The organism is Vibrio sp. ZF 223 (assembly GCF_003050585.1).
GTDB classification, from domain to species: Bacteria; Pseudomonadota; Gammaproteobacteria; order Enterobacterales; family Vibrionaceae; genus Vibrio; species Vibrio crassostreae.
The window spans coordinates 128390-147468 of record NZ_PIGB01000001.1; the positions used below are offsets into that span (position 1 = coordinate 128390).

A 19079-nucleotide genomic window follows, 5' to 3' on the forward strand; every position below is an offset into this window, starting at 1 on the left:
AAAAAATAAAAACACATACAATAACAACAAAACCCATTATGACTTAACGGTGATGACAACTCTTCGATTACAACCCGTCACCTTGTTGTCCGCCACCTTACATATAGGTGCACTTTCTCCGTAAGCATATTCAACAATGCGACTTCCTTGATGAAGATCTTTCTTCAAGTAGCTCGCCACTTGCCCTGCTCGGCGAGATGACAGGGCTTTGTTGTAGCCTTTACTGCCTAAACTATCTGCGTGACCCTCTATATAAATCTTAGACTTATCACTCACTAAGCTAAGGTACTGACCTAATACTTGCTTATGGCTTTCATCCAATTGATACACATTAATTGGATAATTAAGTACCAAGGATTGCGTCGCTTTATCATAGAAACACACATCATCTTGAGCTCCGACTTGAATCACTTCACTTTCTCTATTGATCACCTCATTTTGAGGTTTCTCATCAAGTTCAATCAGCTTTCCAGTCACTTGTGTCGTCACAGTATGAGAAGACACCAACGTTTTCGACGTGACGTACTCGCCGACATTGCCCAAGCAGTTCGCATAGCCCAATGGAGACATTAGCATCGTAGATAAAATTACTAGGTATCTCATGTTAATCCTTTAGTTTTCCGGTTTCTTCATTAATCAAATTCAAAATGTACTTGTATACATCTTCACCATCTTTGGCGTGATAGATGTTCTTCTTACCAAAGCAATCTCCAAAGCCATCGGTTTCTGCCACTCTATAATTAATACCAATGACGCCCATCGTGACTTTCGTTTTCTCAGCTTCAGTTGGCGCATTACTTTGGAAACGATTTCGTTTCGCTGAAATGGTTGAGCGCAGCTTTCTACATAACCCTTGGTCCACTAGTTTTTGTAAATAGTTCTTGTCGCCATCCTGACCATCGGATAACACAATAAACACCTGTTCAGGGTTAAGGTTGGTCGCGTTATTGGCTTCTTGTGCCGCAGCAATGATTCCGTTCCAAGAAGAGGTTCCTCCACCAGCTTTCAACTGAGCACTCATTAACTGGGCTCGAAAATTATCATAATCCTCAGTCAGTGGAATATCGTAAAACTTGTAGTAATCATCAAAATCATTGTTTCGCTTATAAAGTCGCTCTACTTCATATCGACTCATTCCATACGATGGCTCTATAATCTCATTATACGATGTTGGTCGATCAAACATTCGTCTCACTGTTGTCACAGGAGAGTTTCGCGCGTATTCATAAGTGTATCTCTTTCTCCATGCCCCTCGGTAACCATAAGCGTTCAGTCTCACTATCTCTTCGTCTTGTTTAACATGGATGTGGTTGTACCCAAGCAAGGCGACTCTGCTTTTTTCTTCCGTATTAAACTCTTCAATGTCATCAACGACTCGTTTAATGGTTTCTTTCACGACATCTAACTTCATTTTTCCGCTCTTCCACGAGTTACCCATAGAGCCACTGAAGTCACCAATAAAGTAGACGTCTACTGGCTGGGGAAGATATTTGCGCGTCACAGCTCGGCTACTGACTGAGAATTCAGGCTTTAAATTCACGTCTTCGTATGAAATCCAAGACGTGTATTTGGCCGTTGCGCTCACCACAAAGTCGCTGAACGGTGCGAGCTCACCACTTGCTTGTACACAACCATCTTTGTACTCACATTTACTTGTATAAACCGCTACATCGACATCATCTGTATTGTCGACAACATAACGATCCACTAAGTAGCGAGCATATTTAACGTTGCTCTCTTCATCCTCTCTAGGGCTTGCGATAAGCGCTAGACTCGCTACCTCTGCCGCTTCAAGTAACCTTGTATGCGCAAGCATCTGTTGGGACATCTGCATCGAAAACGCCATAAAAATAACCATCATCGGTAACAGGCCGACGAACAAAATACCCGCCACACCCTTATTTCTCTTTATTGAACGCACCTTATATCCTCGCAAATGAATAAGAAGAACTCACAAGACGGAAAACCTCACCGTTCGCGATACCAATCAGGTTTGTTGGGATCTCGTAGCACAATGAAACCTGATACATCGGTAATCTGCGCCCTCTAGAAGTGACGGGAAGCATTTCTATCGCTTTTTGTTTGGTGATATCACTCATGTCAGGAAAATCACAACCCTCTATGTTTCCTTTGGTTAGCGTCTTTTGATTCCTTCGATAGTTTACTTTACCTCCAGAGACAGCAGTCTCTTCGAGCCTTATCTCATCAATGCGCATTCCGAATTTGGTTTTGTCAAAATTCGGAATCATCCGCTTCATCGAAGCCGACGCAATTGCAAAAGCGTTATGTTCTGTTTTCCGGCAATCACCTGCGCAAATGTCCATGTTGGCGTCAAATAACTGCTTCCGCTCTGCGAAAATCGTGGTCATTGAATATGTCGCTCTGTCCAATTGGCCTTTCTTGTTAATCGCTAGCATGTGGTTCACAACAACTAAGAAAATGCCAGAAGCAAAGACAAGCACCATCGCCAGTTCAACCGCAAAAGATCCTTTTTGTTTAATTTGCACAACCTGCCCCCTGACCAATTTTGAAAGAGCATCTTTCATACTCTTGGATCGTAATAACTTCTCGCTTTATCGGCATAACAGGGAACCAAATAGACACAATGGGATCGTAAGTGTATTCCAAAGCGTAAACTGCAAGTGCCATATCTTCTGGTTCATCTTTCTTATCCGGGCACTTGTCTGCAGAGCCATAGGCGTCCGTGCATTTAAGAAAACCTTCGAAGTCTCGGAAATAGTTCACATGAATGATGACGCTACCCTCTTTAACGACGTTACTCCATAACGCTCCACCGGCTTTGTTCAACTCATCTTGGATCATTTGCCCGTAGTTAATGGATTGACTACTACTCGAGTCACCCGCTTTTTTAGTTCGCATCACCGCTGTCGTTAATGCGTGGTCAGTCATACTCATTGAAAACGTCATTATGCAGATCTCAACCCAGCCGAAGACAATCGCGAGGAAAATCGGAATACCCATAGCGACTTCAACCGTTAATGCACCCTTTTGCTTTCGTTTAAACGATCTCATAAGCGGACATACCTTTTCTTCGTATAATCAACAACAAATGCTCCCTTGATATCAATGCTATTCAGAAACGCCTTGGCTTCATCCAGGTCATTGAAATCACCTATGCAATAACGCTTCCACAGCCCATGTGTATAGGAATACACAGCGCCATAGTTTGTTTTCAAGTAATTCAAAAAGTCCGAAGGAATTGCAGTGTAAGTTGCCAAAACTTGTACGCGATAAATAGGCTTTGCGTTTGGTTTAAGCTTTCTAGGATCAAGTACCGAACCGCCCACACTGTGTTTAGACGCTTGAAAGTCTTTAGTAGCATCAAGCTTGCTCACACGTGATGTTGGGGCAACAAAGCCACCTGAATTAGCTTGAGAGCCAATAAGCTGTTGTTCCATCTCTATTTTTGACTGTGTCACGGTCTTGTTCCCTCCGCTTTTAGATATTGACATCATTAACGCCTTAAGTTGCTTACGCGCTTGTTCATCGCTATTTGAATGTTTCAAAACCTCGAGAGCGATATCTGGCCTTTGAGATTTAACTGAAGAGAGAATCAAGTTAGAGCTCACTCTTTGATCATTCGGATTCGAAAGATATAGGTCATATAAAATGTCCGTCGCACCTAAATAATCAGCCTGCATTATTTTCACCACGGCAATGTTATTTCCAGCCTCTCTATCAGATGCACCTTGTTTACGACTCTCTTCAAAGTGTTCAATGGCCTGGACAAACTGCTTTTGCTGAGCCAGAATTTTTCCGGTTAAAAGTTGATACTCATATTCGGTACCACCTTCGTCACGGTATTTATTTAGTTCTTCTAGCGCGCGTTCAAAGTTCTTTTTCTGATAGTAAATACGTGCATTAGTTAGTATGTATTCGGGGTCATCAAGGTTGCTCTCGCTATAGGTATTGCGATATAGCTCCGCCGACTTGATATCCTTAAGGTCTAAATACAGGTTAACGAGTTTTACTTTATATATAGGGTAAGACTGTATGTTTACTTTGTAGAACTCGATAAGTTTCTGCGAATCGCCGGCCCCTATGAGTAGTTGTTCTTTGGTATCAAGTTGATTATTAACCGTTGTACAACCAGAGATTAAAACCAACATAATTGCGGTTAATATATACTTTCTTATCACATCAACATCCTCAAAATACCAGGGGCAGCAATTAGCACAACAATAGGAACCATGATAAAAGCGATAAGTGGGATTGACATTTTTGCCCCCATCTTTCCAATCCGTTCTTCTAAATCCATCATGTTTAGCTCTCTAATATCAGTAGCTAAGGTCGATAATACGGGACCAACAGATGAACCAAACTGCAAGCTCTGCACAATGGTCATCACAAAGCTTTGCGATTCACTGGTTGGTACAAGGTCGTAAAACTCCTCTAGCGCCTTTTCCAAACCAACAAGGCGTGAGCGTTCCACCGTAACTCGGACAACATGGGCAAGGTTGCTATCAATCGAATGAAGTTCCTTAGCTAAGTATTCGAGGCTCGATTCGATAGTCATCCCGGTATGAACACACACATTCATCAAGTCGAGTAAAAAAGGTAACCTTGAACTAATGTGCTTTATGTTGGCTTTGCCTCGAGCAGATACATAGGAGTCCGGTGCGATGACAAACGCTAATAAGGCCCCCAATAAATACAGCAAAGAAAATATCACTTCGGTTTTACCGTTAAAGAAGTCAAGACCAATTAATACTAGGCAGATACTAAAAGGGATTATTTTCAATAAATAGTAAGCATCAGCAAGGAAGTCATTGTAAAAACCAGCTGCGACTAACTTCCGTTTAGTTTCATGCTTATTGAAACTAAGCCGAGACAAAACAGCCTTAAATAAATCTGTTCGTTTCTTTTCTTCGCGTGTTGAACCAATTATTTTTCGAGTTTCTATATTTGCTCTCGTGTTATCCCAAAAACGCAAGCAATACGTTGCTAGAACCATAGAGATAATAAATATGACACTCCAAACAATAGTCGTTTCAAAATCCATCAATTTACACCTCGCAAAATCAGCCAGATGCAAAAGAAACCTAATAATTCGCTCACTAAAACGTAATAAAAAATAGGTTGTCCCGCTTCCTCAAACATAACAAAGCTGTAGTTCTCAGGGCTTGTAAACTTCAAGATGATAAGAAAAATTACGGGCAAACAGGCGATAATTTTGGCAGAAGCTCGCGCTTCCGAGGTCAATGCATTTTTCTTTTTCTCAACAGCTCGAGAATCAAACATGAGTCGATTAATTTTATTGATCACATCTTTGAGCTGACCACCCCGAGCTAGGTTGATTCTTATCGTTGAAGCGAAAAAGAAATACTCTAAATAAGGAAAAGTATTGCTGCTACGCTCAAGAACATCATCAGGATCTTCACCAATCAGTAATCGCTCAGCCATAAGCTTGAACTCTTTGCCCACATCATTATCAAGCTGCTTACCTACATACTCGAACGCATGAATAATGCTTTGACCAGAAGAAATAGCGCCGCTCAAAATGTTCAAAGCGTCTGGGAAGTTAGTTTTGAAACGATCCATCTGTCTTTGCTTTAACTTTGTGTAAAAAACAAAGAACAAGATTGGTTCAGCAAGAAGTAAGCAAACGAAATAATCCTGACGCAAGAAAAACTCATTGACCGCATAGACTGCCGATGATGTCACAGATACAAATAGAATTAACTTCAAAGACATATTAGGTTGAAAGACTTTGATGGTCTTCTTGTAACTTTTCCTCAACCGGGCTTTGTAGCTCTCTTCAAACTTCTGAGAATCAATAACGGAGCGAACGCCCTTTACCCCTTCGAATTCAGCCTCCATCTCGATCAAGCTACTCAACTTTTTGTTTTGGCGAGAGCGATGAATAAGGAAGTAGATCAGCAACGTACTCCATGACGCAATCAGAATGAATGTCATGAGAAGACCTCCTTGACCGCTTGCTCTAGCCCGAAAAACTTGGCACGTTCATAAATGACAGAGCGGGTAGATAAGCCAGCCGTTCTAAACTCGCCGACCATTTTCCCATCTTTAAAATCCGAGCTCGCCTCGTAACGGAAAATATCTTCCATCACAACGCTATCTCCTTCCATACCGATAATTTCAGAAATGTACATCACCTTACGGCTGCCATCGTGGAGGCGCTTTACTTGAACGATAAGGTCCACTGCACTAACGATGGTTCTACGTATTGCTGATATCGGCAGACTCGCCGTAGCCATCATCACCATACTCTCAGTACGAGCAATGGCATCACGAGGTGTATTAGCGTGCAATGTCGACATAGATCCGTCATGGCCAGTATTCATGGCTTGAAGCATCTCAAAGGCTTCACCACCACGACACTCACCCACAATAATTCTGTCAGGACGCATACGAAGGGCATTAATCACAAGGTCACGCGCGGTGATCTCTCCCGTCCCTTCAACGCTGGCTTGTCGAGTTTCAAGCCTTACGATGTGAGGCTTTTGAAGTTGTAGCTCAGCAGCATCTTCAATGGTAACAATGCGTTCAGTTTCACCAATGAACCCAGATAACGCATTCAACAATGTTGTTTTACCTGAACCCGTACCACCAGAGATCAATATGTTGCACTTACAGTGACTGGCTATAGACAATAGCTTTGCCATTTCCACAGACATGGCACCAAATTCAGCTAGATTCTCAAGCCTAATTTTTTGTTCTTTGAACTTACGAATAGAGATAGATGTACCATCTATTGCAAGCGGTGGAATCACAATATTTACACGGCTGCCATCCATCAAACGAGCATCACAAAGCGGTTTCGATTCATCAATACGACGACCTACATTCGAAGCGATTCGTTTAGCGATGGTGTTCAGTTGCTTTTCATTAACAAATTGAATCGGCGACTGTTCTACCTTGCCATTGATTTCAATAAAAATGTCCGAAGGCCCATTGATCATAATATCCGAGATATCATCGTTATCGACCAAGGCTTGAAGCGGCCCCAAACCTTTCAGTTCATCAAACAGTGCCTTCACCAAATCAACGCGTTTCAAGGAGCTGACTTGCAACTGCTTCTTGTCGATCAAGATATTCACTGAATCTTTGAGCTGCTCTTCCAGCTCTTGATTACTGATTTCGACGAGTGTCGCCGCATCCAACGCGTCAAAAATTTCATCGCGAAGTTGAATGTAGATTTCTTTTAATTGATTCATTTTCTAAACAAACTAAAGCGTGATTTAGGTTTAATTTTCTTACCCGTCAATGTCGCGACCATACTCAGCACCGCGGAGGAGGACTTGGATTTAAGCAACTCATTAATGCCCTGCTGGACGACCATCTTCTCGAGGGAGGGCTCGTACATCAAGTCAATGCTGTCTTTGGCTTTTATCCGCTCTTTAGCGCTAGCAAGTGTGACCATAAAGTCCTTTGCTGGCCTATTTAAATTAAAAATAATTTGGTGTTCGGATTTACCTATCTTTTTCTTCAAAGAGTTATAGGAGCGCAATGAAGACACCGACGGCTCACAAACAATAAAGATGCGATGATACTTATCTGATAACTCCTGATCGTGCATCTCTTCATAACAAGACAACGGCGCTGAATCGATAATAAAGTTATATTGATCAATTAGTTGGTTAGAAAGGTTGTAGAGCGTCGACGCGTGATCAGAGAGACAAGCGACATTCTTCTCTAACATCAGGTAATCAAGCTTGTCTTTCACCGGATGTACATAAGTTTTGGCGATGGCACTGTCGATATCAATTTGATTCAAATCGATACTATTGTGTTTGGCTTTTAAACCTTTCACACCAATATAGATGTCGCTATTCAAAGCCCCTGAGTCATGATCGACCAAAAGAGTTTTTAAATTTGCTTGTTCAGCCAAAGAGTGAGCCAAGACAGAACTCACACAGGAAACGCCAATCCCCCCCTTGGTACCGAGTACTAAAATACGCTTAGCAACACGCGTTCTTTTAACGGTGCTTTCACCCTCTTGTGTCGACTTAATTGCCGCAAGTAATGCATCAAGTTCAGAATCCCACAGCACATATGTCGCACCTAAAGCGTGCACTTGGTTACGCAGCTTTATCGAGTCAACATCACATAGAACGAGTAAAGAGATATTCACATCCAGTCGAATCGAAATCTCAGAGACATGCTCTATTACGTTTGGTGCACTGCGAAGGTCCAATACAACATGGTTCAACTTGATGTTTGACTGATTCCAAGCGCCGTCCAAATCAATATCGGTCACTTCAAGAGGTTTGGGAAAGCCTTCTATTGCATAAAGATCTTGGATTGATTCAGTTAACTCGCTGTCGTCAGAAACAACCAAGTCTGTCGCTTGAACCGACGATTTCATTTTCGACGACGAGTTACGAAATAAAATATCTAAGTCCATCGCTACTTCGCCTCTTTGATTGGGTTAACTAAGCTAATGTTTCGGTTATGCTCAACACTACAACCAAATTGGTAGTCTTCACGTTTCGAAAACACCATCACGCCGCAATCACTGCTTTTAATACGGACGTACCGCCCTATGATCAGGATGTTTTTCTGCTGGTCATCAGCGGCAAGCTCGACTTTGTATCTGTCTTTGGCAATCGACTCCGATTTAAACCTGTCTCGAAACTTAGCCACGAACTCACTCGCATCTGGTTTGTATTTGACGTAGAACGTTGACTTAGGCTCTCTTGCATTCAGCTCTCGAATAAAAGCCACAGAGCGTGACATTGAATCTTCGCTGTTCGTAGTATCAAACTCGAAGCGTTCTTCTAGTTGCTCAATAACGCTGGTGTTCGTGCTATCAACATGCGTACAAGCTGACGCAAGCAGTGCTAGTAGGGTAATAGCGATCCATTTCATTAGTTAAACCCTCCTTGGTTGATTGTGTTTTCTAGATCTGGCTCATCAAGTTCGGAAAGGTCGATTCTCAGGAGTCGTTCAAGGTCGCTGGTACGCCTAAAGCTCGGCAGCTTGACCTGCTCTTGCTCAACTGGATCGACTAAATTAACCGTAGCGACGATGATGAGCTCAGTTTTAGAGCGGTTAGTAGAAGTGTGACTAAACAGTGCACCCAAGATTGGGATGTCACCCAAAATTGGAATCTTGGTTAACGATTCGCGCTCTTCTGATGTGAGTAGCCCTGCGAGCACAAAGCTTTGGCCATCTTTCAAATGAACAGTGGTATGGGCCCTTCTGGTACGTAATGAAGGCACGGAAATAAGACCGGTAGTGGTCTTGTTTGATTCATCAATTGAGCTCACTTCAGGTATCAAGGTTAAGCGGATGTTCTCTGTATCCGTGACCTTTGCCACCATCGCCAATTTAACACCATACTCTTTGTACGAGATGGTGATGCCGTCTTCGTCTCGCACCGCGATTGGGATTTCACCACCCGCTAGGAAGCTAGCCTGTTCGCCAGAAATAACGGATAGATTTGGCTCTGCCAGTACGCGTCCAATCTTGTCATCACCGCTCGCAGAAATAACAGCAACGATATCTTGAGCGGTAAAGTCGAGCAGCTTATTAACAAAAGTACCTGGCTCACCGCTGTCACTGTAAGTCACACCCAACTCGGTTAAAAATGAACTCGATACTTCCGCAACCGTTAGTTTTACGTTGATCTGCTCGGTAGTAAGCACTTTCAGGTTATTAATCACTTGGTCGTAGTTGTATTGTACGGTGTACTCTAGTTCGTCTAGCACTTCGCCGTCTGCATCTTTGAGTTCGTGAGCGGCGCGACGACGTTCTTTATTAAGCATTTCACCGACAAGGCGATTTATCTTCTGTTTAATCTCTTCACTGCCAACAATACCATCGAGTACCACTTGGTCCCCGACATTCGAAACCACTACGTTTTCATCAGGAAATCGCGCGATTAGCGTCTGCTTTAGTAGCCTTAAGCTTTGATTCACCACCAATTCAGCATTGTAAATTTCGTTTCCGCCACGATCATAAACAATCACTGAGGTTGTGCCTTGGCCGACGCCGTAAATGACAACCTTGTTTTCATCAATAATTTTGTAATCAGCGATCTCTTGGTTCGCAACAAATACTGTTGATATCTGTCTCTTTAAATTAATGGTCTTCGCCGCACCTTGATCTAAATTCATTAATTCAGATGCGAGCAATGGGCAAGAGAGAATTGCAGACAATAGCAAGGCTATATGTTGTTTATTTAGATTCATGTTAGTCCTTACCACGTAGTTCTCTGACACCAAACTGTGTTTCTAATAAGTCACTACTGCGAATAGATAAATAACGGTTTTCAATTTCTGAAGGAATGATATTTACATCCCCAATTTTTTGAGCCATTTCGAGTTTCAATACACTGCGCATATTTAGAGCAATAACTAAGCTGTATCTTTTATCTTCAGCATCTTGTGAGTCGGTATCTTCGCTGCCTTTTATTACCTGCAGCACGCGAGCTCCACTAATAATCACTCGGCTAACGAGATCACCGATATCACCATACCCGTTCTCAACTAGATTCGATTTTGAAGAGGTTGTGGAAACAAAGCTCACTTTGTCACCAGGGGTAAGCGTTGCGGTTTGTACCACTCCGATACCGGTAACTTCATAAAAATAAGGTAATTCACCGTTATTTAATGACAAATACATATAATCTCGGTCTCCCGGGTTGGAGATCATATCTTGTGTCAAGTATGTGCCTTCGGAGATGTCTTCTTTAAATAGAGCGCCAGGTTCAACAATAAGATCGTCTTCTAACGTGTAGTAGGAGCCATCTAAGTCAGATATATGGACAAATTTCTTGTCATAGAAATTAGGTGTTAACGGTTGGGAACGTTTAATCGCTTTCTGAGTAACTAAAATACTGACCTTAGGTTCTTCTTTTTTCTGTACTTCCTGTGGTTCTTCATCAGCTGAAATATAGTTAACATTGATATATATCAATGTAGAAAAAATAGAAAAAGCAACAAGAAGGAGAATGATAATTCTGTTCATATTAAGCCTAAAATAGGGGCCTAAGCCCCTTAATATATTAGTAGTGGCCGTTTAATTTGACGCAGCAGTCAAGTTGTCTGTAACCTTAGTCAACGCACCAGTGATAGCATTTTTAAGTGCATCAGTTTGAAACGCGGCAAGCACTAGAGCTGACATTACAACAGCAATAATTGCATATTCCACTGCAGTAACACCGCGAATATCATCTTCGAACTTCATTTTTAGTTCAGCTAGTTTTGCTAAAGTTTGGTAGTACATATTAATCCTCTAAAAGTATATCGACCATTGGTCTTATTGAAATTGCAAAATGAAATTTACCGGATTGAGAAATATACATCCAATTAATAGTTATTATGATCGCATAACAGAATCTTATTTAATAGATAGATAAACTATTTTTATGTCTTCATAATAATTATTAATTACAATTTTATTGATATTAGAACCAATCATAGATACCCTTTACTTATGAATATAGAAATAATTAATTACTCATTTTTAATCGCTCTAAACCTATCAATATTTTCTTGTGTATGCTTTTTTGATTGGAAACACAGGAAAATACCAAACAACTTAAATAAAATTGCATTGGTAGTTAATCTGGTTGTAGCCTTATCAAACGGTTATTTGGCTTCATCCCTGCCGATCTCTATTGTGTGTTTCGTTATTGGAGTTTTACTTTGGTACCTCAAGGTAATCGGTGCTGGCGATGTTAAGTTACTGACAGCATTGGTCGTTGGAATTCAACCTGATCTAGTCATTGCAACCCTGATTTCTATAGGTTTTATGGGAGGGGGGGTAGTTTTAATAATGTATATAATCGGTAAGATAAAGCGTTTCAATAGCTACAAAAAAGGTATCCCCTATGGGATACCCATTGCTTTAAGTTGTTTTATTTTCAGCACAATTTCAACACTATCAAACTAGTCACATAATATTATGCTTTATTCCTGATTCGGAAATATCACTAATCTGAAAAAGTTGCTGTATTTTATCTTTTATTCCTAAAGTTTCGAGTTCTTGTGAAATTTCATCACTACACCAGACATACATATTTACTTTCTGACGTAACGGGATTGTCTTACACTTTTCATCACATACCGACCACTCAGGAAAGATCAAAACCGTCCCGTTAGTATCGAGTTCATTTTTTAACAATTGGCATGAGCTTGTTTTAACCCAACTTGTTACGTGAGATGTTTCAACATTGTAGTCGTTTAATAGCTCTTGAACATATGACTTAGACAAAGAACTGCAAAAAACAACTCTCTGTGGATAGCACTCATAAGGGTCAAGGGAACAAGAATACGCAATCACATAGTTTACCGTTTTTAATTGATAGGACTTTCCGTTCTCCTGTGAAATTCTATCCATAGTAAATATTAAGTCATAACGCGACAACTCCAATGAAGAAGACTTAGTAAAACTGTTTATGGATAAGTCGATATTGTTTAACATTCGAAATTCATTAATTACTCGATTGACCAAATCGAAACAAAATGACTCGTCAATCGCTATGTTGAATTGATCTCTTAGCTCCACTTTCTCTAGATCTTCAAATAACCTCTCATACATGGACATGGTTTGGTCAGCATAATCCAGTAATACTTTTCCATGTTTAGTCAGTAAAAACCCTTCTTTTCGATCAAAAATACTTGCCCCTATTGTACTCTCGATCTTTTTAATATGTTGAGATACCGCGGGCTGTGTCATAAATAGAGACTCAGCGGCAGCTGTAAAACTTTTGTGCTTAGCAACGTGTGAAAATGTTCTTAAATATTTTACGTCGATAGATCTGTTGACGTTTTTCATGGTGAAAACTACCCCGATGTTGCGTTGTTTTATTAATTATTCTTATTAAAAATCAGCGTAAAAGTAACAATAGTGTCATTCAGATACAAAAAAACATTATTTATATAGTCATAAGTAATGTTTATATCCATCTACATAAACAAATACATTTCCCGAACCAACAACTGATTCACAATCCTTATGTGCTTTTACAAACAACATATTTAACTTGTCATTCGTTTTCCTGAGCCCTTACACAACACATGCTCAACACTAATGACAATGAACACAATTATAACCAAAAGCTATACATCGACCACCTTTAAGGTGCAATAAAAGCTCTGAAATTTATGTAAAAATTCGTCATTTATAAGACTTCAGATGAAAAGTCACTCAAAAACATGATTGTTAAAATTTGTGATCTAGATAGCCACCAAGTGAAACTAAACACCTATAAATATTACTTAATTCCAAAAAATGCGACAAAATACGCTGTTTTTATTCTGGAACGAGCTTTTGCAAGACACAAAAAAGGGCTAATAATCGTAGCCCTTTCCGTATATGCATAATTATATTATGGTTTTATTTCAACACTTCATTCGTAACCTAGAGAGTAAACAGAGTATAAAAAGAATAAGAAACGATGAGCTGCCTCCTGACGAATCACCTTGATTCAATGTCACCTCTGACTCGTTTGAAACATTAGGCAAAACTTCTATATCAAAAGAACCAACCCACTCATCACCACTCAACAATAAGACCTTATATTTAATATAGTCATATAAAGCCTGCCTGCGCTCTGCTGGCGCATTATAAATAATCTGGGCACCGATTATATTAGCTAGTCCATTACGTGGGGCTTTAAGAATATTTAACGCTTTCACTTCACCATTAATATTTGGAAACAATTGGACTTCATCGCCATATTTGACTTGTAGAGACTTCGTTTCCAACAACGATACTTTCTTTTTATGCACATCAATAGTAACCGACTGTTCGGTGTACCCCCCTACGGGATCCTGCACCTTGACGCTCAATCGATACTTTTCACCTTCCAACGCTCCGTTTGGTACATGTATAGTCAATGTTTTCGATTGTGTACCACTCAATGCTAATCTAGCACCTTCTGTCTGAGTCCAAGTGACCTGATGTTCAGCTGAATCAACATCCGTAATCGTCGTTACTTCGAATACCACTTTCTCACCAGCTACAGCACCAACCTGAATCTTATTGAGCTTAAATTGGGGAACATCATTAACCGGCCTAATTTCAACCTCAACAGTCGCGTAATCACTTTGGTATCCACCACCATCAACAAGACGATAAGTAAAACTATCTCGTCCAAACTGGTTGTTCGAGGGGAAATATGTACTACCTCTGATAACACCTTTAGCTGGCTTACGACCTATCTCAATTGAATATGGGTGAGATCTCGGCAAATTAAGATCATTGGCCAATAAATTGAGCATAAACGGACTGTCTTCTTCCGTAACGACAGAGTCATCTACCACAATAGGCATGGATTGGCTTGGTTGTTCAAAAAGTACCGCAAAAGGGAAGTTTTGGCCGAAGCCACGACTCAAGCCTCGAGTTTTATAATCGGACATTGCCCCTGAGAATTGTGCTTTCCTCTGTCCATCACCCAAATAAGCATCTAAAAACTGTGTTGAATATTCAGGTGTGCCGTTTTCAATCTCTAAAACCAATAACTTGGATCCAAGTCCAAGCTTTACAGGCTCATCAAAAATAATCTGCCCTCCACCTTGCTGCGCAACACCTCGATGCAATAGACGGCCAGCGGCTTCATCAATCACAGCATTACCAAATCTTGATTGAAACGGATACTCAATCAGTCGATAAAACATCGGCATAGCAACACTCGTCGCCTTAGCGTAGAAGTGCAGCCCTGCAATATCCTCACGCCCCTCAACAACATCAATGGCGAAGCCAAGTACGTTTGTATTTGTGCTATAACGTGGATAAGTTCGGCCAAATGACGTGACCCAAGACGACTTAGTGGCCGCGTTGGGGATAGCTAGAGAAAATGTTGCCTTATCAGCATCACTACTAATATTTGAGATGGTTACATCGGTACTTCTTCCTGCGGTAATGTCAGTCAAAGATGGTTCAGAGTCATCAGAGAGATTCGTCACTGCCTCTCTGCCAGGAAAAACATCGCCCGAGTCACCGGATGAAAACCCACTCTCAAGTAGCCCATCGCCATCAGCCTGAAATACCTGAACCTGCATAGGGCCATCACTATTGAACTGGTTATCTATATTTACCGCCGTAATGAGCAAGCCTTCGCCACGAAGTGCTTGGTCATAATCGGTTTTGCGTCGGTTCTCAATATAAGCTCGAGGCCCAAACTGCTTTAAGTATGGGTCAAGGTGAATCACACTTTCCCCCTTAAGAGTGTCAATTTGGACCAGGCCATTCTCTGAAAGAACGGTTGGCTTAAGAAAACCTGACGCCTCTTTACTCCATGCCAGCATGTTTACTGGAGTCTGACCTGCGTATTCGTCGCTAGGCTTTCTTGCCCAGCTTCCGCCTCCCATCAAACCCCAATGTCCAATTGAGCCGTCATGCTTATGAGAGTAAAGATCCGGCAAACCCAACATTAAATGCCCAAGTTCGTGCGCTATTACTCCCATGGTTGACTGATGATCGTCTTGATAATCAGCAAACAAACAATAAGCGCTGATTCGCTTTCCATCAATCTCGACGGTACTGTGTGCGTACTTATGAGGCCAAATCGTTGGAGTCTTTCGTGTACCGCTAGATTTATCATTACCCGCAAAGACGAACATAACGGAGAGTTCTTGAGGCGAGATGCTATCGTCATTGTTCGAGTCGTATTGAGCAAGATTGAAATCCACGTCTAAGGCTTCATACGCTTTTTCAAACACATTATTGAGTTTAGTTTGGCAATTACGCTCTGATTTGGAGTGGCAGTTTGGATGTTCAATATCTAGAGTGACATTAATGACACCGTCATTCTTTGTTCCTTCACTCTCTTTCGCTGGAACAACTTTATAGTTACCGTAGCTATTTTTTAGAAAGTAATCTTGGACGCTTTGTTGATTGGTTCCAAATATCGTCGACTGAAAGTCATGGTCCACTTTTTCGTTTGAAAAGCTAACTTGTACCACTAATAATGGCTGCTCTATGATTTTATTATTTAAAGCTTGGCTTTCATGCGAACTTTGGTTCCTTATATAATTAAACCTCTTGTTGTTAGCCGCGGGTGATTCAATTAGTTCATTGAAATATGTTGGCTCTATTCTTATATGCCTAACATTAGATTCAGAAGGTACATCTGTCTCACTCGAAGCTAGAACTCCAGTGGAAACTATTCTGCCTTGCTCTTCTTCATTCTTTTCATATCTAGCAAAATACCATTGACTGTCAAAGTCTTGGATATAGAGGCTACCTGTTTGGTCTTGATACCAAAACATATGCTGAGAGCCCATTAACCGTAGTTCTTTAGAACTGCCGTCAACAAAAGTTATCGTATGCCAAATTGGTGCAGGTAAAGTGCTTGCTTGTACTGTACTAACAGCTAATAACGCTGTTATGAAGGTACAAATTAGTTTTGTCCTCATTAGGATAATCCCATTAATAATTCTTTCTCAATAAGAGATAATTGATGCGTAAAATGCAACGCGACTTTATCAATGGGGATTTATGTAAACCAATTAAGTTTCTAACTAAACCTATAAATAATAATTATACCTAATCTTATATAAATTTAATTTATGACAGTATAAATAATATAATTAAATGGGAAGGCTGAATAACCCACCCATTTTTAATCAGAATAAAAGCGCATTAAAAAGGAAGAAAACCATAAATAGTTTATTTATCAATTAATGTCATCTGCTCATCTAAGTTTAAAACCGTCAAAGCATTGCTCACACTGGTTGCTATAACATCAACCACGCCGGTTCTTAGAGCTCCTAATAGAGCTAATGGCTTACTGTTCTCTGCTGCGATAGCAATAACTTCCGCTATTGGGCGAAACTCTTCCAAGCCTAATCCGATCACACGGTCACTCATTACCGTATTTGCCGCTTTACCGTGTACGTCGAAAAAGTCATAGCCAGCAAAGTCACCAACGACACCTTGTAGTAAGCGAGACTGTACGACCTCACCCGCGGTAAACCAACCTAAGTCGACCATATAGCTGTTCTCACTCATATCACCGATACCCACTAAGGCTACATCCGCTTTACGAGCTAGATCGAGTGTTTGCTTTACAGTACTGTTTTCCATGAACGCGGTTTTTTGTGCTTTGTTTTCAGCATAAGCAGGAGCATACAAAGTTTCAGAGGAGCCACCGTACTTTTTCGCTAGTTGTCTACATATATGGTCGGCGTTAAACATGCCGCCTCTTGGGTGTATGCCGCCGATACCGCATACGAATTTACAGTCACGCGGAGTAATTACGCCAGTGTGATGAGCAACAGACGATACGTTTCGACCTTGGCCAACCGTCACCACCATCCCGTTTTTCAGTGTACTGGTAAGATAATTAGACACTAAACCGGCTACTTGGAGTCTCTGCTTCTCTTCATTTGGTTGGTCTAGTGCCACAAGAGCACGCTTAACACCAAACCGTTCGATTAAACGTTGCTCGATCTTCGCGCTAAAGACGGGGTGGTATTTCACGGTGATCTCAACTATGCCCTCATCTCGGGCTTGCTTGAGCATTCGACCAACCTTTGCACGGGATATAGAGAACTTTTTGGAGATCTCTTCTTGTGTCGCGCCATCCTGATAATAAGCAACCGCCACTTCAGTGAGGAGATCAGTGTTTTCTTCGGAAACATCTTGGATATTCTTACTCATATACCACGCAACCTATATTTAACAATTAATTTACCTACTTTGAGATCAAATGTTCGACGCCTAAGCAAATGATGCACAAGTTTACATCTTGAACATATGTAACAGCAAGGTACATTTGTTCAGCATGGTAACCTTGATTTTATTGTTGATTAATTCGCCTTACTTTGTCCGTTAAACGTTTGCTTGCATAGCCCATGATTACTAGAGCGAAATATATTTGACTGAAGTCACCATACAGCACTATTTACCGTTGACTTTGATGCTAGATCGGATAAATATGGCTACATCATTTACTCATCGAGCGATCAAATGTTCTGTGCAAATGTTCGTTCGGAGAAAAATTTAAATTAATGTAAGTTTGGCTCACTGGTACAACCATTGAGAACTTCATTAGTTAGCTTGCAAATGCCCACACCTCTCCCATTAACAATGGTGTTATGCGATACATAGGATGATCAAAATGAGCAATAAATTAGAGCAACTTCGTAAACTAACAACTGTTGTAGCTGACACTGGCGATATCGAAGCTATCAGCAAGTACACGCCTGAAGATGCAACAACTAACCCATCTCTAATTCTTAAAGCTGCTCAAATTGCTGAGTACGCTCCTCTAATCGATGCTTCTATCGAATACGCAAAAGCGCAAAGCGGTGATAAAGCACAGCAAGTTCAAGATACTTGCGACATGCTTAACGTGAACATCGGTAAAGAAATCCTGAAAGTTGTACCTGGCCGTATCTCTACTGAAGTAGATGCTCGTCTTTCTTACGACATGGAAGGCAGCGTTGCCAAAGCTCGTCAACTTATCAAAATGTACAACGACGCTGGCATCACTAACGACCGCATCCTTATCAAACTGGCTTCTACTTGGGAAGGCATCCGCGCTGCTGAAATCCTAGAGAAAGAAGGCATCAACTGTAACCTAACGCTTCTATTCTCTTTCGCTCAAGCTCGTGCTTGTGCTGAAGCTGGCGTATTCCTAATCTCTCCTTTCGTAGGTCGCATCATGGACTGGTACAAAGCGAAAGAAGGTCGTGATTTCGAAGCTTCAGAAGATCCAGGTGTAATCTCTGTTTCAGATATCTACAACTACTACAAAGACCACGGTTACAAAACTGTTGTTATGGGTGCAAGCTTCCGTAACATCGGCGAGATCCTTGAACTTGCTGGTTGTGACCGTCTAACTATCGCTCCTCAACTTCTAGCAGACCTAGAAGCAGCAGAAGGCGAAGTAGTAGAGAAGCTTATCGACTCTAATGGTACTAAAGAGCGCCCTGCAGCGATGACTCACGCTGAATTCCTATGGGACCACAACCAAGATGCAATGGCTGTTGAGAAACTGGCTGAAGGCATCCGCAACTTCGCCGTTGACCAAGGCAAACTAGAAGACATGATCGCAGCTAAGCTGTAATCACTCTCACCAAATTCAAATAGGGGAACGTTCAGTTCCCCTACTTTTATCAATTTTGTTTTTCTTAATT

At 41.1% G+C, this 19079-nt stretch carries 18 protein-coding genes; 2 read left to right on the forward strand and 16 right to left on the reverse strand.

Annotated elements, in window-relative coordinates; translation table 11 throughout:
- Positions 1–36 precede the first annotated feature (36 nt).
- Genes CWO13_RS00580 through CWO13_RS00640 form a run of 13 tightly spaced genes read right to left on the reverse strand, consistent with a single transcriptional unit; the run spans position 37 to position 11214 of the window.
- Positions 37–603 (reverse strand): OmpA family protein, encoded by a 567-nt coding sequence (locus CWO13_RS00580; protein WP_108082345.1) that lies wholly within the window; start codon positions 601–603, stop codon positions 37–39.
- A gap of 1 nt (position 604) precedes the next feature.
- Positions 605–1921 (reverse strand): TadE/TadG family type IV pilus assembly protein, encoded by a 1317-nt coding sequence (locus CWO13_RS00585; RefSeq protein WP_108082346.1) that lies wholly within the window; start codon positions 1919–1921, stop codon positions 605–607.
- 1 nt (position 1922) lies between these two features.
- Positions 1923–2507 carry a tight adherence pilus pseudopilin TadF gene (gene tadF, locus CWO13_RS00590; protein WP_108082347.1) on the reverse strand — a complete coding sequence of 195 codons (585 nt, stop codon included), beginning with the start codon at positions 2505–2507 and terminating at the stop codon, positions 1923–1925.
- The gene (locus CWO13_RS00595) at positions 2497–3033 is read right to left on the reverse strand and encodes a TadE/TadG family type IV pilus assembly protein (protein WP_108082348.1); all 537 of its coding nucleotides are present in this window, start codon (positions 3031–3033) and stop codon (positions 2497–2499) included. The genes tadF and CWO13_RS00595 overlap by 11 nt, the downstream gene beginning before the upstream one ends.
- Entirely contained in the window at positions 3030–4130 is a 1101-nt protein-coding gene (locus CWO13_RS00600; RefSeq protein WP_375111945.1) for a tetratricopeptide repeat protein, read from the reverse strand. The genes CWO13_RS00595 and CWO13_RS00600 overlap by 4 nt, the downstream gene beginning before the upstream one ends.
- Before the next feature lie 26 nt (positions 4131–4156).
- The gene (locus tag CWO13_RS00605; RefSeq protein ID WP_108082350.1) at positions 4157–5023 is read right to left on the reverse strand and encodes a type II secretion system F family protein; all 867 of its coding nucleotides are present in this window, start codon (positions 5021–5023) and stop codon (positions 4157–4159) included.
- Positions 5023–5937: a type II secretion system F family protein gene (locus CWO13_RS00610; RefSeq protein WP_108082351.1), complete on the reverse strand. Its 915-nt coding sequence runs from the start codon at positions 5935–5937 to the stop codon at positions 5023–5025. Before CWO13_RS00610 ends, CWO13_RS00605 begins: the two co-directional genes overlap by 1 nt.
- Positions 5934–7199, reverse strand: coding sequence for a CpaF family protein (locus CWO13_RS00615; protein ID WP_108082352.1), 1266 nt, complete (start codon positions 7197–7199; stop codon positions 5934–5936). Before CWO13_RS00615 ends, CWO13_RS00610 begins: the two co-directional genes overlap by 4 nt.
- Positions 7196–8389 carry an AAA family ATPase gene (locus CWO13_RS00620; protein ID WP_108082353.1) on the reverse strand — a complete coding sequence of 398 codons (1194 nt, stop codon included), beginning with the start codon at positions 8387–8389 and terminating at the stop codon, positions 7196–7198. The genes CWO13_RS00615 and CWO13_RS00620 overlap by 4 nt, the downstream gene beginning before the upstream one ends.
- Positions 8390–8391: 2 nt before the next feature.
- Complete coding sequence (locus CWO13_RS00625; protein WP_108082354.1) at positions 8392–8853, reverse strand: ATPase; 462 nt, start codon at positions 8851–8853, stop codon at positions 8392–8394.
- Positions 8853–10178, reverse strand: coding sequence for a type II and III secretion system protein family protein (locus CWO13_RS00630; protein WP_108082355.1), 1326 nt, complete (start codon positions 10176–10178; stop codon positions 8853–8855). The genes CWO13_RS00625 and CWO13_RS00630 overlap by 1 nt, the downstream gene beginning before the upstream one ends.
- A 1-nt stretch (position 10179) precedes the next feature.
- Positions 10180–10956, reverse strand: a complete 777-nt coding sequence (locus tag CWO13_RS00635) for a pilus assembly protein CpaB (protein WP_108082356.1) — start codon at positions 10954–10956, stop codon at positions 10180–10182.
- A gap of 51 nt (positions 10957–11007) precedes the next feature.
- On the reverse strand, positions 11008–11214 hold the full coding sequence (locus tag CWO13_RS00640) for a Flp family type IVb pilin (RefSeq protein WP_108082357.1): 207 nt from the start codon (positions 11212–11214) through the stop codon (positions 11008–11010).
- A gap of 210 nt (positions 11215–11424) precedes the next feature.
- Between CWO13_RS00640 and CWO13_RS00645 the strand changes: the two genes are divergently transcribed.
- On the forward strand, positions 11425–11883 hold the full coding sequence (locus tag CWO13_RS00645; RefSeq protein ID WP_108082358.1) for an A24 family peptidase: 459 nt from the start codon (positions 11425–11427) through the stop codon (positions 11881–11883).
- On the opposite strand, the gene CWO13_RS00650 is transcribed toward CWO13_RS00645, so the two are convergent.
- The 3 genes from CWO13_RS00650 to CWO13_RS00660 all read right to left on the reverse strand — a co-directional run bounded on the left by CWO13_RS00650 (position 11884) and on the right by CWO13_RS00660 (position 17598).
- The gene (locus CWO13_RS00650; protein ID WP_108082359.1) at positions 11884–12768 is read right to left on the reverse strand and encodes a LysR family transcriptional regulator; all 885 of its coding nucleotides are present in this window, start codon (positions 12766–12768) and stop codon (positions 11884–11886) included.
- A gap of 566 nt (positions 12769–13334) precedes the next feature.
- Positions 13335–16352 carry a M6 family metalloprotease domain-containing protein gene (locus CWO13_RS00655; protein WP_108082360.1) on the reverse strand — a complete coding sequence of 1006 codons (3018 nt, stop codon included), beginning with the start codon at positions 16350–16352 and terminating at the stop codon, positions 13335–13337.
- A 253-nt stretch (positions 16353–16605) separates the two neighbouring features.
- The gene (locus CWO13_RS00660; RefSeq protein ID WP_061016685.1) at positions 16606–17598 is read right to left on the reverse strand and encodes a sugar-binding transcriptional regulator; all 993 of its coding nucleotides are present in this window, start codon (positions 17596–17598) and stop codon (positions 16606–16608) included.
- A gap of 460 nt (positions 17599–18058) precedes the next feature.
- Here CWO13_RS00660 and tal point away from each other — a divergent pair, with 460 nt between their 5' ends.
- Entirely contained in the window at positions 18059–19009 is a 951-nt protein-coding gene (tal, locus tag CWO13_RS00665; RefSeq protein WP_009845571.1) for a transaldolase, read from the forward strand.
- Positions 19010–19079 lie beyond the last annotated feature (70 nt).

Coding starts and splice junctions, on each gene's coding strand:
- CWO13_RS00580 (WP_108082345.1), bottom strand. CDS start 603: ATGAGATACCTAGTAATTTTATCTACGATGCTAATGTCTCCATTGGGC.
- CWO13_RS00595 (WP_108082348.1), bottom strand. CDS start 3,033: ATGAGATCGTTTAAACGAAAGCAAAAGGGTGCATTAACGGTTGAAGTC.
- CWO13_RS00600 (WP_375111945.1), bottom strand. CDS start 4,130: ATGTTGGTTTTAATCTCTGGTTGTACAACGGTTAATAATCAACTTGAT.
- CWO13_RS00605 (WP_108082350.1), bottom strand. CDS start 5,023: ATGGATTTTGAAACGACTATTGTTTGGAGTGTCATATTTATTATCTCT.
- CWO13_RS00610 (WP_108082351.1), bottom strand. CDS start 5,937: ATGACATTCATTCTGATTGCGTCATGGAGTACGTTGCTGATCTACTTC.
- CWO13_RS00615 (WP_108082352.1), bottom strand. CDS start 7,199: ATGAATCAATTAAAAGAAATCTACATTCAACTTCGCGATGAAATTTTT.
- CWO13_RS00620 (WP_108082353.1), bottom strand. CDS start 8,389: ATGGACTTAGATATTTTATTTCGTAACTCGTCGTCGAAAATGAAATCG.
- CWO13_RS00625 (WP_108082354.1), bottom strand. CDS start 8,853: ATGAAATGGATCGCTATTACCCTACTAGCACTGCTTGCGTCAGCTTGT.
- CWO13_RS00630 (WP_108082355.1), bottom strand. CDS start 10,178: ATGAATCTAAATAAACAACATATAGCCTTGCTATTGTCTGCAATTCTC.
- CWO13_RS00635 (WP_108082356.1), bottom strand. CDS start 10,956: ATGAACAGAATTATCATTCTCCTTCTTGTTGCTTTTTCTATTTTTTCT.
- CWO13_RS00640 (WP_108082357.1), bottom strand. CDS start 11,214: ATGTACTACCAAACTTTAGCAAAACTAGCTGAACTAAAAATGAAGTTC.
- CWO13_RS00645 (WP_108082358.1), top strand. CDS start 11,425: ATGAATATAGAAATAATTAATTACTCATTTTTAATCGCTCTAAACCTA.
- CWO13_RS00650 (WP_108082359.1), bottom strand. CDS start 12,768: ATGAAAAACGTCAACAGATCTATCGACGTAAAATATTTAAGAACATTT.
- CWO13_RS00655 (WP_108082360.1), bottom strand. CDS start 16,352: ATGAGGACAAAACTAATTTGTACCTTCATAACAGCGTTATTAGCTGTT.
- CWO13_RS00660 (WP_061016685.1), bottom strand. CDS start 17,598: ATGAGTAAGAATATCCAAGATGTTTCCGAAGAAAACACTGATCTCCTC.
- tal (WP_009845571.1), top strand. CDS start 18,059: ATGAGCAATAAATTAGAGCAACTTCGTAAACTAACAACTGTTGTAGCT.